15 protein-coding genes and 1 tRNA gene are annotated in these 14,153 nt (G+C 62.6%); 7 read left to right on the top strand and 9 right to left on the bottom strand.

Annotated elements, in window-relative coordinates; translation table 11 throughout:
- Window positions 1-13 precede the first annotated feature (13 nt).
- On the bottom strand, window positions 14-457 hold the full coding sequence (locus KBY58_RS10730) for a phage holin family protein (RefSeq protein WP_409995750.1): 444 nt from the start codon (window positions 455-457) through the stop codon (window positions 14-16).
- Complete coding sequence (locus tag KBY58_RS10735; protein WP_255004323.1) at window positions 454-888, bottom strand: glycine zipper domain-containing protein; 435 nt, start codon at window positions 886-888, stop codon at window positions 454-456. The genes KBY58_RS10730 and KBY58_RS10735 overlap by 4 nt, the downstream gene beginning before the upstream one ends.
- A gap of 95 nt (window positions 889-983) precedes the next feature.
- Between KBY58_RS10735 and smc the strand changes: the two genes are divergently transcribed.
- A complete protein-coding gene (gene smc, locus KBY58_RS10740) occupies window positions 984-4,604 on the top strand; it encodes a chromosome segregation protein SMC (protein WP_255004324.1) in 3,621 nt (1,206 codons plus the stop codon).
- 53 nt (window positions 4,605-4,657) lie between these two features.
- A complete protein-coding gene (locus KBY58_RS10745) occupies window positions 4,658-5,545 on the top strand; it encodes a PRC-barrel domain-containing protein (protein ID WP_254934904.1) in 888 nt (295 codons plus the stop codon).
- A gap of 38 nt (window positions 5,546-5,583) precedes the next feature.
- Here the strand turns inward: KBY58_RS10745 and msrB are convergent, their stop codons facing one another.
- The 3 genes from msrB to KBY58_RS10760 all read right to left on the bottom strand — a co-directional run bounded on the left by msrB (window position 5,584) and on the right by KBY58_RS10760 (window position 7,471).
- Window positions 5,584-6,027 carry a peptide-methionine (R)-S-oxide reductase MsrB gene (gene msrB / locus KBY58_RS10750; RefSeq protein ID WP_254934905.1) on the bottom strand — a complete coding sequence of 148 codons (444 nt, stop codon included), beginning with the start codon at window positions 6,025-6,027 and terminating at the stop codon, window positions 5,584-5,586.
- A 50-nt stretch (window positions 6,028-6,077) separates the two neighbouring features.
- Entirely contained in the window at window positions 6,078-7,364 is a 1,287-nt protein-coding gene (locus KBY58_RS10755; protein ID WP_255004325.1) for a glycosyl transferase, read from the bottom strand.
- 25 nt (window positions 7,365-7,389) lie between these two features.
- Window positions 7,390-7,471 (bottom strand) — tRNA-Leu (locus tag KBY58_RS10760).
- Window positions 7,472-7,607: 136 nt separating this feature from the next.
- Between KBY58_RS10760 and accC the strand changes: the two genes are divergently transcribed.
- Complete coding sequence (gene accC / locus KBY58_RS10765) at window positions 7,608-8,966, top strand: acetyl-CoA carboxylase biotin carboxylase subunit (protein WP_254934907.1); 1,359 nt, start codon at window positions 7,608-7,610, stop codon at window positions 8,964-8,966.
- On the opposite strand, the gene KBY58_RS10770 is transcribed toward accC, so the two are convergent.
- Entirely contained in the window at window positions 8,967-9,293 is a 327-nt protein-coding gene (locus tag KBY58_RS10770; RefSeq protein ID WP_254934908.1) for a YggT family protein, read from the bottom strand.
- Between the two features lie 97 nt (window positions 9,294-9,390).
- On the opposite strand from KBY58_RS10770, the gene psbX reads away from it, so the two are divergent.
- The 4 genes from psbX (at window position 9,391) to KBY58_RS10790 (ending at window position 11,709) form a co-directional block, all read left to right on the top strand.
- Window positions 9,391-9,513: a photosystem II reaction center X protein gene (gene psbX / locus KBY58_RS10775; RefSeq protein ID WP_254934909.1), complete on the top strand. Its 123-nt coding sequence runs from the start codon at window positions 9,391-9,393 to the stop codon at window positions 9,511-9,513.
- A gap of 80 nt (window positions 9,514-9,593) precedes the next feature.
- Window positions 9,594-10,562, top strand: coding sequence for a Ycf66 family protein (locus tag KBY58_RS10780; protein ID WP_255004326.1), 969 nt, complete (start codon window positions 9,594-9,596; stop codon window positions 10,560-10,562).
- 92 nt (window positions 10,563-10,654) lie between these two features.
- Window positions 10,655-11,197: an LpqB family beta-propeller domain-containing protein gene (locus tag KBY58_RS10785; RefSeq protein WP_255004327.1), complete on the top strand. Its 543-nt coding sequence runs from the start codon at window positions 10,655-10,657 to the stop codon at window positions 11,195-11,197.
- On the top strand, window positions 11,194-11,709 hold the full coding sequence (locus tag KBY58_RS10790; protein WP_255004329.1) for a TolB family protein: 516 nt from the start codon (window positions 11,194-11,196) through the stop codon (window positions 11,707-11,709). Before KBY58_RS10785 ends, KBY58_RS10790 begins: the two co-directional genes overlap by 4 nt.
- Here the strand turns inward: KBY58_RS10790 and KBY58_RS10795 are convergent.
- From KBY58_RS10795 to KBY58_RS10805, 3 genes are all read right to left on the bottom strand, one after another.
- The gene (locus KBY58_RS10795; RefSeq protein ID WP_255004330.1) at window positions 11,706-11,915 is read right to left on the bottom strand and encodes a chlorophyll a/b-binding protein; all 210 of its coding nucleotides are present in this window, start codon (window positions 11,913-11,915) and stop codon (window positions 11,706-11,708) included. The two genes, KBY58_RS10790 and KBY58_RS10795, sit on opposite strands and share 4 nt — an antisense overlap.
- A 4-nt stretch (window positions 11,916-11,919) precedes the next feature.
- A complete protein-coding gene (locus KBY58_RS10800; protein WP_255004331.1) occupies window positions 11,920-13,911 on the bottom strand; it encodes an ABC transporter ATP-binding protein/permease in 1,992 nt (663 codons plus the stop codon).
- 38 nt (window positions 13,912-13,949) lie between these two features.
- Window positions 13,950-14,153 (bottom strand): HIT domain-containing protein (locus KBY58_RS10805; protein WP_255004332.1); only part of this gene is annotated, 204 nt, incomplete at its 5' end.

The raw sequence follows: 14,153 nt of genomic DNA on the forward strand, positions 1-14,153 counted from the left end.
GCGGCATTCCAACTCAGCGACCCAGCAGAGCCTTGGTGGTTTTGCTGATGCCCGCAGTGGTTTCAGGCAGATAGGGGCCCCGGGTAAGCCAGCCGCCAATCCGCAGGAAAAAGCCAGCCACAACCAGGTTTATGGCGGAAAGCACCAGGGCCGCCTGGATCCAACTCCAGGCCAAGGAGCCGTGGAACCAGATCAGCAAGGCCACTTCCGCCGCGATCAGGGAGAGCAGCAGCAGGGTCAAACCACCGCTAATCAACAGGGCTCCGCTGATCAGCCTCCGCTTTTCCCGATCAACCTCCTGCAGGGCAATGCGCACATGCAGGTCCATCACCGAGGTGACCAGGGCGCCCATGCGTCCAGCCGCCACCTTGGCCGCACCAGGGCGGCGTGGGGCTTGGGAGCTAGGAGGGGCGCTGGCAGAGGCGCTGGCCGGTGGGCTTTCGATCCCATCACTCATGACGAACGGCGACCAGAGGCCAACAGCAGACCCAATAACACCCCAACCCCGGCGGCAATGCCAATCGCCATCAGGGGCTTGGCCCGCACGGGCCGTTCAATGCGGGGCCGCAGGGTGGCATTGAGCTCATCGAGCAGGCTCTCAAGCTGGGATTCCAGGGGTTCCAGGCTTTGGGCCAGGCGGCTGGTTTGGGCACCGGCCACCTCCAACAGCTCGTGGAGCTGGTCCTTGACCACCTCAGCGGTGCGGCCGGTTTGGCTGGCGATCACCTCCACTACCTCATCAAAACTGCCCCGGGTTGCCTCGAGGGTGTGGCGGGCCACCTCGGGCCATTCGCGCTGGATGGTGGGAAGCAGGCTTTCAAAGCGCTCCCTGAAGCCATCAACGGCGCTGCGCGGCGGTGCATCGGTCATGGGGATGTCGGGGGTCATGGCGGCGACAACTGCCTCTTATGGCATCAGGCTAAGAAAGGGGTTGAGCTTTCGAAAGCCTCCGCTACATTTCTGCTGCTCGGCGCACGGGCCTGTTGGTTCACATCAATCGGGTCGAGCTAACCCACTTCAAGTCTTTTGGCGGATCGATGTCGATCCCGCTCGAAGAAGGCTTCACGGTGGTAACTGGCCCCAATGGATCAGGAAAAAGCAATATTCTCGACGCGGTTCTGTTCTGCCTGGGCCTCGCTACGAGCCGCGGCATGCGCGCCGATCGCCTGCCTGACCTGGTCAATAGCGCCGTGTTGCGGGCCGGCAAGGCCGCCGAAACCGCCGTCACGGTGCACTTCGACCTCGGCGACTGGCAACCCGATGAGGCAGAGAGCGGCCTCGACGTACCCGAGGAGGGTCCCTGGATCAAACCGGGCCAAAAAACCTGGAGCGTGAGCCGGCGGCTGCGGGTGGCCCCTGGCGGCACCTACAGCAGCAGCTTCAACGCCGACGGGGTGGCCTGCAATCTCCAGCAGCTACAGACCCAATTGCGGCGCCTGCGGGTCGATCCCGAGGGCAGCAACGTGGTGATGCAGGGGGATGTCACCCGCATCGTCTCGATGAGCGCCAAGGATCGACGGGGCATCATCGATGAATTGGCCGGGGTGGCCCTATTCGACAGCCGCATCGAACAGAGCCGCGGCAAGCTCGATGAGGTGCTGGAACGGCAAGAGCGTTGCAGCATCGTCCAGCAGGAGCTGCTGGTTAACCGCCAAAAACTCGAGCGAGATTGCGCCAAGGCCCGCACCTACCAGGACCTGCGCCAACGCTTCCAAAGCGGCCGCCTGCAGGAGCAAGTGTTGGGCTTTGAAACCGCCCAGCAGCATCTTCAGGAGCTCTCCAGCCGCCAGAAAGCCCTGGCTCAGCAACAGCTCAGCGACCGCGAGGCGATCGCCAAGGCAGAAGCGGAAATCCAAACAGGTGCAGCCCAGCTCGAGCAGCTGCAAAACGAGGTCAAGGCCCTGGGAGAAGACCAACTGCTTGCGGTCCAAGCCGAGCTGGCCGGCCTGGAGGCCAGCGGCCGGGAATTGGCGCGCCAGGCTGAAAAACACCAGCTCGATGCCGAGGCCCTGCAACGCCAACGCCACGACCTGGAGCGCAATAGGGGTGATCTGCTCCAACAACAACAGCAGCTCCAATCCAGCTCCGATCAACGCCAACTCGAGGACGCCGAGGCCGCCTGTCGCTCCGCCGAGGCCGCCGTGGAGCTCTCCCGCCGCCGCCTGGGTGAGGTGGCGGGCCGTTCCGGTAGCTGGCTGGAGGAGCAGAAGCAACGCAGCCAGCTCCGCCAAGAGCTAAGCGAGCAGGTGGGTCCGCTGGAGGCAGAGCGCCAGCAACTGAGCGAAAGGCTTCGCCAAAACCAAGAGCGCATTGGCGAATTGGGGGCCGAGGCCCAGGAAGCCCAGACCTCCAACAGCGAGGCGCAACAGCAACTACACGCAGCCGATGGCGAATGGCAGCAGTTGCTGAACAGCCTGCAAATGCAGCAGCGCAAGGTGCAGGAGCTGGCAGAAGCCCTGGCCCTGCAACAGCGCACCCGGGCCCGGCTGGAGCAGGAACAGACCAACCTCGAGCGCGACATTGCCAGGCTCGACAGCCGGCGCGAAACCCTCTCGGAAAGCCGCGGCACAGGTGCCCTACGGGTGCTTTTGGAAGCTGGCCTCGAGGGCATCCATGGCCCAGTGGCCCAACTTGGCGAAGTGGATGAGGCCAGCCGCCTTGCCCTGGAGGTGGCTGCCGGCGGACGACTGGGCCAGGTGGTGGTCGATGACGACCGGATCGCTGCCAAGGCCATTGAGCTGCTCAAAAATCGCCGGGCGGGGCGTCTCACCTTCCTGCCGCTCAACAAAATCCGCGGCAGTGGTGCCAATGGCAATCCAAACGGCGGCAGCGCGGCCCTCCAGCGCAGCTCCGGCCCGGGAGGTGGCGCGGGAGGTGGCCTGGTGGGCAGGGCCGTCGATCTGGTGCGCCATGAACCGGTGTATGCCGAGGTGTTCCGCTACGTCTTTGGCGACACCCTGGTCTTCGACAACCTGGCCAATGCCCGCCGGGAGCTGGGCCGCTGCCGGGCCGTGACCCTCGATGGTGAATTGCTGGAAAAGAGTGGCGCCATGACCGGCGGCAGCCTCCAGCAACGGGGCGGCCAACTCAGCTTTGGCAGCAGCCAGGAGAGTGATGAGGCCGAGCCCCTGCGACGGCGCTTGCTGGAGCTGGGTGAAAGCCTGCTGGCCTGCCGGCGCAGGGAGTCGGAACTGGGCCGAGAACTGGAAAACGTGAGGCCCCAGCTACTCCAGCAGCAGCAGCGCCAGGCAGCCCTGGAGGCCGAGCGCAGCGCCGCCCAACGGAACCTCGCCCCCCAGCTGCAACGGCTAGAGCAACGCAACAGCCGACTCTCCCTGCTCCAGGAAAACCTCAAGGCCGATCTACAGCGCCAGCAGGAACTGGAGGCAGCCCTGCAGCCTTTGCAGGAGCGCCTGGCAGCCCTGGTGCAGGCGGAAGCGGGGGCCCAGGCCTCCGGCGATTCAGCCCGCTGGCAGGGTCTGCAGGCGGAGCTGGAGGCGGCCGATACCGCCCTGGCAGCAGCCCGCCGCCAGCGCGACGACCTGCTGGCTGCCCGCCGGGAGCGGGCCCTCGCGGCTGAACGCCTCAGCAACCAGCTCGAGGCCCTGGGGGCCGATGAGCAAAGGCTGGTGGGAGCGGTTAATGCCTTAGTGCAGGAGCGGGGCCAATGGAAGCAACAACACCAAAGCGACCAGGCGCGCCGGGGCGCCCTGGAGAGCCAGCAAAGTGAATTGCAAACCCGTTTTGGCGAAAGTCGCCGCGCCCGCGATGCCGCCGAAGCCCAGCTGGGCACCCGCCGCCAGGCCCTCCAGCAACAGCAGTGGGAGCTGCAACGCCTGGGCGAGGAACTGGAGGCCCTGGCCGAGCAAAAGCGGGGAGACCAGCTGCGTCTCGAGCAATTGGAGCGGGAGCTGCCCGATCCCCTGCCCGAGATCCCCGAGGAGGTGCGTGAAAACGGCCTCGAAAGCCTGCAAAACGAACTGCGCAGCCTCCAGGCCCGGATGGAAGCCCTGGAGCCCGTCAACATGCTGGCCCTTGAAGAACTGGAGCAACTGGAAATCCGACTGGCCGATCTCGATGAACGGATGGAGGTCCTGAGCAAGGAGCGCGAGGAGTTGCTGCTGCGCATCGAAACCGTGGCGACCCTGCGCCAGGAGGCTTTCATGGAGGCCTTTACCGCGGTTGATGGCCATTTCCGCGAAATCTTTGAAGGCCTGTCCGATGGGGAAGGCCACCTGCAGCTGGAAAACCCAGAGGCGCCATTGGAGGGCGGCCTCACCCTGGTGGCCCATCCGAAGGGCAAAGCCGTACGCCGCCTAAACGCCATGAGTGGCGGCGAGAAATCGCTCACGGCCTTGAGCTTTCTGTTTTCCCTGCAGCGCTTCCGCCCCTCACCCTTTTATGCCCTCGATGAGGTCGACAGCTTCCTCGATGGCGTCAACGTGGAGAGACTTGCCGCCCTGATCGCCAGCCAAGCCCACCAGGCCCAATTCATGGTGGTCAGCCACCGCCGGCCAATGATTGCCGCGGCCACCCGCACGATCGGGGTCACCCAGGCCCGCGGCGCCCACACCCAGGTGGTGGGATTACCGCCTGCTGCCTGAACTGGTGGGTTAGGCCACAATGAATCGATTGGGCCGTCGGCACGAGCCTTTCTTTGAACTCTTCCTTCCCCCCCTCTGCTGATCCCAGCGCCAACGCGGCCCCCAGCGACCGGCTATGGCTGCGCTCGGAACTAATGGGCACCCAGGTAATCACCCGCGACACCGGCCGGCGCCTGGGCGTAGTTGGCGAAGTGGTGGTGGATATCGACCGCCGTGAAGTGGTGGCCCTAGGCCTGCGGGACAACCCACTCACCCGCTTTTTGCCAGGCCTACCCCGCTGGATGCCCCTTGAGCGCATTCGCCAGGTGGGCGACGTGATTCTGGTGGATTCGGCGGATTCGCTGGCCGAGGGCTTCAACCCCGATCGCTACAGCAAGGTGATCAATAGCCAGGTGGTCTCGGAAGCCGGAGAGCAGCTCGGGCGGGTGCTCGGCTTCAGCTTCGACATCGAAACCGGCGAACTGGCCACCCTGGTGCTTGGCGCCGTGGGAGTACCCCTGCTCGGCGAGGGGGTCCTCAGCACCTGGGAGCTCACGGTTGAGGAGATCGTCAGCAGTGGCCCCGATCGAATCATCGTTTATGAGGGCGCGGAGGAAAAACTGAAGCAGCTCGGCACTGGCCTGCTGGAAAAACTGGGCATCGGCGGACCCAGCTGGGAGCAGGAAGAACGAGACCGCTACCGCACTGGCATGGTGCCGGTGGAGAACCAATTGGCTGCTGGCCAACCAAGCGTCCAGGAGCAACGCCGCATCCAGCCGGCCACCAATCGGGCCTTTGAACGGGAAGAGGAACTCGACTACGTGGAGCTCGAAGAGCGCCAGCAACGGGAACCCCTCCGCCAACGCCGCTATCTCGACGAGGAGCCCCAGGAGCGCTATCCCCGCAACCCCAGGCGTGAGCCCCTGGATGTGGAAGCCGAAGACCTGGCCGATCCCTGGTAACCAGAATTGGGCTGGCCAGGATTTGGCTGGTGAGAGGCCTAGGCCGGGTCTTTTTTGAACTCCAAGGAGGCTGAGTTGACGCAGTAGCGCTGACCGGTTGGGGCAGGTCCGTCGTTGAACACATGGCCCAAGTGGGCGTCGCAGGTGGTGCAACGAATTTCCGTACGCACCATGCCATGGCTGGCATCGGTGAGGGTGGTGATCGCGCCGGAATTCACCCCATCCCAAAAGCTGGGCCAACCGGTGCCCGAATCGAATTTGGTAGCCGAGCTGAACAGGGGCGTATCGCAGCAAATGCAGTGGTACACGCCGGTGTCTTTGTTATTCCAGTAGGCACCGCTAAAGGCCCGCTCCGTGCCGCCCTGGCGGGCCACCCGAAATTGCTCCGCTGTCAGCCGCTCGCGCCAGGCCTCCTCAGCCTGGCCCCGGGGTAGGCCGCTTTCAATGCCGCAGGCTGAAGAATCGTTGGGGGAATCGCCCATGGCGGAAGTCAACTGGCTTGTAGGTGGCAGCAACCCTAGGAAGTAATGCCTCATTCGGGAGTGGGCAAGAGCGCTTGCACCATCTCCGCCAGGCTGGACACGGCCCCGGGATTGCCCCTCAGGCTGCGCAGGTCATCGCGCATGCCCGCCAGCCTTCCTGGGCTGGCGAGCCAATCGGCTGCTTCGGCGGCGATCTCCTCCGGGGTAATCGGCCCGACCCGCTCAGGCACCACCAGCCGAGCGGCCGCAATATTTGGCGAACTCAAAAAGCCGCGGTGCCGCAGCCTCCAGGCCGTGAGCAGCACGCCAAAAAGCCCACGCAACAACGGCAGCCTCCCCAGCAGCCCCGCCAGGCCATCCCAGGCCTGCATCACATGCAAATACTGGGTGGGCAGCAGCACCAACATCGGCAGACCAAGGGCCGCCAACTCCGCCGTGTTGGCCCCCACGGTGGTTAGGGCCAAGGAGCACTGGCTAAGGGGTCCATGGCAGGGATTTTCAAGCAACAGCTGAATGCGGGTGCCAGCGGGTGTGAGCAATTGATCCCCCTCTAGTCGGGGCGGCCCAGAGGCGTACTGCCTGGCAATTGGATTCGTCTGGCCGGCGTATTGGATAAGTTCCCCCACATTGGTGGTGGGAGCCAAGGGCAGCAAAAAGCGACAACCGGGCCGCAGGGAGGCCAATCGATCGGCCGTTTCGAGCAAAAAGGGCATGCCCACCCGCAATTTGGCCCGCTTGGAGCCGGGGAAGAGGGCAACCCATTCCCCCGGCGGCAGGGGGGCATCGTTGCGGACCGCCTCGGGAAGATCGGCCATCAAATCGCCCACCACCCTGCAGCGGGAACGCCAACGAGGGGCCAACTGGCCAGCGGCTCGAGCCCCCATCGCCGCGATCCTGTCGTTCCATTGGGGCCAGCGGGCCACCCATTCGGCATAGGTGATGTGGCGGTAACCCAGCCGGGCCGAGAGCAGCACGGTCCAGAACTGATCACCCCCTAAAAACACCACCACCCCCTGGGCGGGCCAGGGGCCATAGCGGCCTGGCCGGAGCAACAAGGACCAAAACTGCCGGGCCGGAATGATGCGCTCAAACAGCTGCCAACCTGCAGCCGCTTGATGCTCCCGGCCGGTGCCGTTGGGGCAGGGCACCAGCACCAAAGACATGCCCACGGCCGCCCCTGGTTGCTGGGGCCGCAGGGCCATCAGTCGATGGAGCCGCTGGGCAATAGGCCGCACCCAGGTGCTGAGCTCACCGGGCCCATTGCTAACCAGCACAATGGCCGACTCCCCAGCCTGGGGCTGTACTGCAGGGGTTGGGAGAGGCTCGCCTTTACCCAAGGCCTCAGGGCGGGGAAATAAAAAATGCGGATGACGAGACTTGAACTCGTAAGGCCGAAGCCACACGCCCCTCAAACGTGCGTGTCTACCAATTCCACCACATCCGCTTGTGATACGGAGAGCCCATGGGCTTTCCGAGTGAGCAATATACCCATCGACTTGCGCCGGCCACCTGGCTTACCCGGGCCGCCGTGTGAGCACTGATACAGTCCGAACTGGCCCACATCAGCTGAGACGCCGCGGATGTCCATCGGCAAGTTGCTGATCGCCAACCGTGGCGAAATTGCCCTCAGAATCCTGCGTACCTGCCGGGAGTTGGGCATCCCCACCGTGGCCGTCTACAGCACGGTGGACAAGAACGCCCTTCACGTCCAATTGGCAGACGAATCGGTCTGCGTGGGCGAAGCCCCCAGTAGCAAGAGCTACCTCAATATTCCCAATATCCTGGCCGCAGCCACCTCCCGGGGCGCCGACGCCATTCACCCCGGCTACGGCTTTCTGGCTGAAAACGATCGTTTTGCCGAAATCTGCGCCGACCACGGCATCACCTTTGTGGGGCCTTCCCCCGAGGCGATTCGCTCGATGGGGGATAAGTCGACCGCCAAGGCCACGATGCAAAAGGTGGGGGTGCCCACCATCCCAGGCAGCAAGGGACTGCTGGAAACACCTCGAGACGCCGCCGCCCTAGCCGAAACCATGGGCTACCCGGTGATGATCAAGGCCACCGCTGGCGGTGGTGGCCGGGGCATGCGCCTGGTGCCTTCCGCCGACGAGCTCGACAACCTGTTTAAGGCTGCCCAGGGAGAGGCCGAGGCTGCCTTTGGCAACCCAGGTCTCTACATGGAGAAATTCATCGACCGGCCAAGGCACGTGGAAGTGCAGGTGTTGGCCGATCGCCACGGCAACGTGATTCACCTTGGCGAACGCGACTGCTCGATCCAGCGGCGCCACCAGAAACTGCTGGAAGAGGCCCCGAGCGTGGCGATTAACGCCGATCTTCGCCGCCAAATGGGCGATGCCGCCGTGGCCGCAGCCCGCACCATTGGCTACGAAGGCGCCGGCACGGTTGAGTTCCTGGTGGATCGGGGCGGCAACTTCTATTTCATGGAGATGAACACCCGCATACAGGTGGAACATCCAGTCACGGAGATGGTTACGGGGATCGACCTAATCGCCGAGCAGCTGCGAATTGCCGGCGGTGAGCCAATTTCAGTGAAGCAGGAGGAGATAAAGCTCCGGGGCCACGCCATTGAGTGCCGGATCAACGCCGAAGATTCCCGCCAAAACTTCCGGCCCGCCCCTGGCAAGATCACCGGCTGGTTACCGCCTGGGGGCCCGGGTGTGCGGGTGGATAGCCACGTCTATACGGGCTATGAAATCCCCCCCTTCTACGACTCCTTGATCGGCAAGATCATCGTTTGGGGCACCGACCGCCAGCACGCCCTGAAGCGCATGCGCCGGGCCCTTTCGGAATGCGCCATAACCGGCATTCCCACCACAATTGAATTCCACTTGAAGTTGCTAGATCGCCCGGAATTTCAAAACGGCGACCTTCACACCAAATTCGTGGAGCAGGAAATGCTCCCGCCCCCCAAAAAGTAACTAGCCAACCAGGGAACTCCGCAGCATCAGCTGGGTAAGCAGACCCTGCTGGCCCACGGCCAATTCCCTAACCAAACTGATCAGACCCAACCAGACCACCGGAGTCACATCGACCCCACCAATCGGCTGAATTAGGCGCCGGGTCAGGCGTAACAGGGGTTCGGTCGGCCCACCGATCAAACGCATCAGCCCCTTGCTGAGGTCCACCTGGGGGTACCAGGTGAACACGATCCGAAATAAAAACAACAGGCTCCAGGCCGAAAGCAGCAATACCAGGCCCCCATGGATCCAGGCCAGGGTGGAGTTGGGCAGGTGAAATCCAGCCAAGGCCGTCACAAAGCTCTAAGCAGCTGAGCCTTCAGCGTAGGAAGTCGCCATCGATGCCTAGGATTCCGCGACGCTTGTTGCCCAAAGCCGGCTGCCCATGACCCCATCCCTTGCCAACTTTCTCAGCAGCCTCGTGTGGGGCGCGGTGATCGTGGTGGTGCCCATCACCATTGCCCTTGTGTTGATCAGCCAAAACGATCGCCTCGATCGCAAACTCTGAGCTTGGCAGTCTTGGTTGGATCCCTAGAGTGTGCTGATAAAGAGGGCTCCTACCTGGGGCGCCACAACGGGTGACTCACCGTGGTTAATGCCAGCCTCAATTGGGCCAGCATCGTGGGCATTGTGCTTGCGGTGGGCGGGGCCCTGCTCTATTTCATGCGCAGCTTTAAGCCTGCGCTTGCCCGCGATTACGACGTCTTCTTTGCCGCCGTTGGTTTGCTCTGCGGGGGCATTTTGTTTTTCCAGGGCTGGCGGCTCGATCCGATCCTGCAGTTCGGCCAATTTCTGCTGGCTGGCACGACCGTCTTCTTTGCCTACGAGAGCGTGAGGCTGCGCGGTGTGACCACCGAACAGGCGCGCCGCTCCTCCTATTTCGATGACGAAGAGCCGATCCCCGCTGGGCCTAACCGCCCCCGCATGGGTGGCCGCAGCTGGGGAGAGAGCGAATACGAGCGCTTCGACGAACCCCAACCCCTGCGCCGCAGAATCCCCTCCAGGGAAGACGAAGAAGGGGGCGATGAAGACTTCTATCGGCCCAGCCGCCCCAGCAGGGCCGCAATCCCCGAGCGGGCCGCCAGCCGCCGCCCCTCCGAACCAGAAGATTGGAGCAGCAGCGAGCCCCCCAGCGACCGCAGCCGCTACCGGGCCGGTGCCAGCAACGGCCAGGCCACACCTGATTTTGGTGCCCGCAGGCGAGATCGCCAGGAGGGAATGGAAACCCGCCGGGGCAGTCGGCCCAGCCCCAGCGCAGTAGGCCCAGGAAGCACCGGGCCTAGCAGCAGTGGCTCAAGCCGCCCCGGAGCCATGCCCCAGGGCACCCCGGTTCGGGGCGGACGCCCCAGCTCACCTGCGGCCGCTGACATCAGCGATGCAGATTTCAGCCCAATTCGCTCCTCCAGGGCACCCCAGGGCGGTCCGCCCGCAGGCACCCCAATGGGCACCACAAACCCAGCCCCTACGGCCCCCAATGCAGCCCCCAGTTCAGGAACTAGCCCTGGCACTGCTCCAGAAAGCAAGCAGAGGGACAACAGCTCCCGTTTTGACGACTGAAAGCTGATTACCTACGTCTGAAGACTGGGCTATCACGCCCGGACAGGCCAATCGGCCGCTCTCTGGCCCTAGCCCTGGTAACTGCCACGGCAGTGGTTACGGCTATTGGGCTCTCGAGCTGCGATGGCAGTGGCTGGTTCAGCCGGCGCAGTGCGGGGCCATCGGGGATGTTGGGCGCAGAAAACCGCCGAGAGCCGTCCCTCAGTGGCAATGGGCGCTTCCTGGCTTCCGTTGTTGAGCAGGGGGGCAAACAAAGGGTGCTGCTGCAGGAACAACCCGGCGGGCGATTAATTCCCCTAAGGCACCTACGCGGGCATGAACCACAAAGCTCCCCATCCTTGAGCTGGAATGGCCGCTACATCGCCGCCGTGGTGCAACAGGGCCAAGAGCGGGTTGCCCTGATTGAAGATCGAGCAACGGGCAACATGGTGCAAATTCCTGTGCCAGCTGGTAGCCAACCCCTGAGGATCAGCCTGGCTGCCGACGGCCGTCGCCTGGCCCTGGGGGTGATGCAAGCCGGCCAAATGCGCGTGCAGGTACTAGACCTGGCCGGCCTACTGGAGGCTGATCTCCCGGGCGGCCTGGCAGTTGAAACCAATTCAGGGGGCCAGGCTGGCGCTGGAGCCCCACCATGAGTGCTCCAGTTGCAAGGGCAAAACCCGTGCAAGCGTTGGGCTTGGGCTGGGGCCTGGCCCTACTGGCTGGGGCCCTGGGCGGCTGCATGGGGTCCATGCCCACCCCCATGGCAGCCCTGAACAGCCAATTGGAAATGGCCGGCAGCAATCGGGATCCGAGCCTCTCGGGCCGCTGGCTAGCCCTGATCAATGGCCGGGGAGGCAGGGAGCAGGTGGTGCTTGTGGATATGGGCCGCCAAACTCCCGTTCCTGTGATTGGCCTCAACCGGGGCGATGCCCAGCCTCTCAGCGTCAGTGTCGACAGCAGCGGCGAACGGCTTGCAATAGTGCGCCAACTGGAGGGCCGCACCGAGCTGGTGCTCTACCGCCGCTCCCTGATGAGCCTGGAGCCGATTGGAATGCAACCGCCCGGAGTACCCAGGGGCGTCTCCCTAAGGGCCGATGGGCGCGAACTGGCCGTGGAGGTCAGCAGAAATGGCACCTGGCAAATAGATCTGATCAGCCTGCCCTAGGGCACCAGACCAGCCCAATGCAGAAAGGTGTCGCCACTGATCAGCTCGATCACCACCACTGCCACAAAACCCACCATCGCAAAACGGCCATTCACCCGCTCGGCGTAGCCACTCCAGCCAAAGGCCGGCACATCGCCTGTGGTGGCACTGGTGGCAGGAGTTGTGCTGGCGGCAGAAGTGGTTTGCTGGGGTGATTCGTCAGTCATCGGATCAGGCATTGGTGCCAACGTCATAGCCGGCCGCAGGTAGCAGCCGCCAATTGCCGCTTCCATCGAGCTCCAGCACGGTGTCGTGGAAGGCGGTGAGGGTGGGCCTATGGCCGACGCTCACAAAAGCCATCTCCCGCTCAGCCAGCAGGGAATAAAGGTGACGCTCGGTTGACACATCCAAGGCGCTGGTGGCCTCATCGAGTACCACAAAACGGGGTGAATTCAGCAGCAGGCGGGCAAAGGCCAAACGCTGCTGCTCGCCAAGGGAAAGCAGGCGAGGCCAATCCTGAATAATGTCTAGATCTGGATAGCGCCCAACCAACTCGGGCAGCCGCACCTGCTCCAAAACATGGCGCAGCTGCTCGTCACTAAAGCGATCTGGCTGCAACGGATAGCAAAGCTGCTCGCGCAGGCTGCCAAGCAGCATGTAGGGCTTCTGGGGAATGAACAGCAGATCTCCCTCGCTGGGCCGCTCCACCCGACCAGCAGCTGGGGGCCAAAGACCACTGACCATGCGCAAGAAAGAGGTTTTACCGCAGCCGGATGGGCCCACAACCAGCAAACGCTGATTACTATCCACCTCAACACTGAGGTCACTGATCAAGGTTCGATTAGTGCGGGGCGGCACCAAATCAACGTGGCTAACCAGGATGGAATTTCCATTGCTGCCGGTGCTTGTGGCGGCCAACTGGGCGTCAAGCGCTGCAGCTTCAATGCCAATTGAATCAACCTTGCTCTGAAAACCCTCAAGCCGACTGATCGAAGCAGAGAAGGCCGCAAGACGGTCAATATTATTAACGATGTAGCTCACCGAAAAGAGCACCTGGCTGAAAGCAATACTTGCCTGGCCAAAGACTCCAAAATCAACATCTTTAGCGAAGTAGATAGGAGCTATTACCAGCCATGGCAGGAAGCGAGAAAAATAATCATAGGAGCGCTGAATAACACTGATAAGCGCCTCCCAGATGATCAATCGATCATAATTTCTAATCGCACCTTCCAGCCTTCTGCCTGCCTCACGGCCCTCCTGCTGCTCGCCCCGATAGAAAGCAATAGATTCAGCATTGTCGCGAATATGAACTAGCCCATAGCGGAAGTCAGCCTCCAGCTTGAGCTGTTGATAGTTCAAGCTCACCAGCTTCCTGCTGGCAAATACGATTAGGCCAGTGCCACCAACAGAGTAAACAAGTAGCACCAGGGCTAACTTGTCGCTGATGGTCCACAATACTATTATGAAACTTACAAAGGTGAGCAGGGCAGATATTATCTCAACCGTGACGCTGAGGCTGGTGCCGGTAAAACTGGCCGCATCCTGGGAAATACGTTGATCAGGGTTATCAATCTCCTCGATCGACTCATCGTTTGGGTTGAGTACGTAATAAGCCCGATTTGAGAGATATCGGCCCAACAGGCGGCCGCTTAGCCACTCCCGCCACAGCAGGCCAAGCTTGGGAATTAAATAACTCTGAATAGCCCTAATTGGCAGGGCGATAACCAAGCAAAAAGCATAAATGGCAACAATCTTCCAAAACTCTTCAGCCTTATAGCCGACCAAAGCATTCTCAATATTGCGAGCCACATAGCTAATCCCCACATTGATGCCATTGATAACCAGGATCAGCAGGGTGATCACCGCCATCAACAACCAGGGCAACCAGCGCCCGTGTCGCAACTTGGCGCGGAAAGCCACAAAACAGCCCAATCCTCCAGCCAGCAGCACCATCACCACCGGCCCGATCGGGCTTTGCCAAATTGCTGCCACCTGCTCGGGCACGCCGGGCAGGAAACGGCTGCGCAATTCGGGGATCAGGGCCCCGGTCAGGGCTAAAACCCCAGTGAGCAGCAACAAGGTGCTGCCTACCACCACCGCGAGTAGTGCCACTACCAGCAGTAAAAACTGCCAGCTCTTGGTGTCGTCTACCGGCAGGAAATAGGGCTGGGCCAGGCGTTGCAACTTCGCCAGTTGACCGCGAAGAGCCTTGAGGGGGTTCATGGGGCAGGTCGGATCAGTTCATTGTTGCGGGTCCGCGCTCAGCCCGGGGGCCAGGCCAGCGGACGACCACCAATCACATGCAGATGCAGGTGAAATACGGTTTGGCCAGCCTCCGCACCGGTGTTAATCACGGTGCGCCAACTCGCCAAGCCCTCCTGCTGGGCCACCTTGGCCGCCACTAAAAGCAAATGGCCGAGCAGGGCCTGGTGCTGCCCATCTGCCTGCGCCAGGTCGCTAATTGC

Source organism: Cyanobium sp. HWJ4-Hawea (assembly GCF_024345815.1).
In the GTDB taxonomy this organism is placed as follows: Bacteria; Cyanobacteriota; Cyanobacteriia; order PCC-6307; family Cyanobiaceae; genus Cyanobium_A.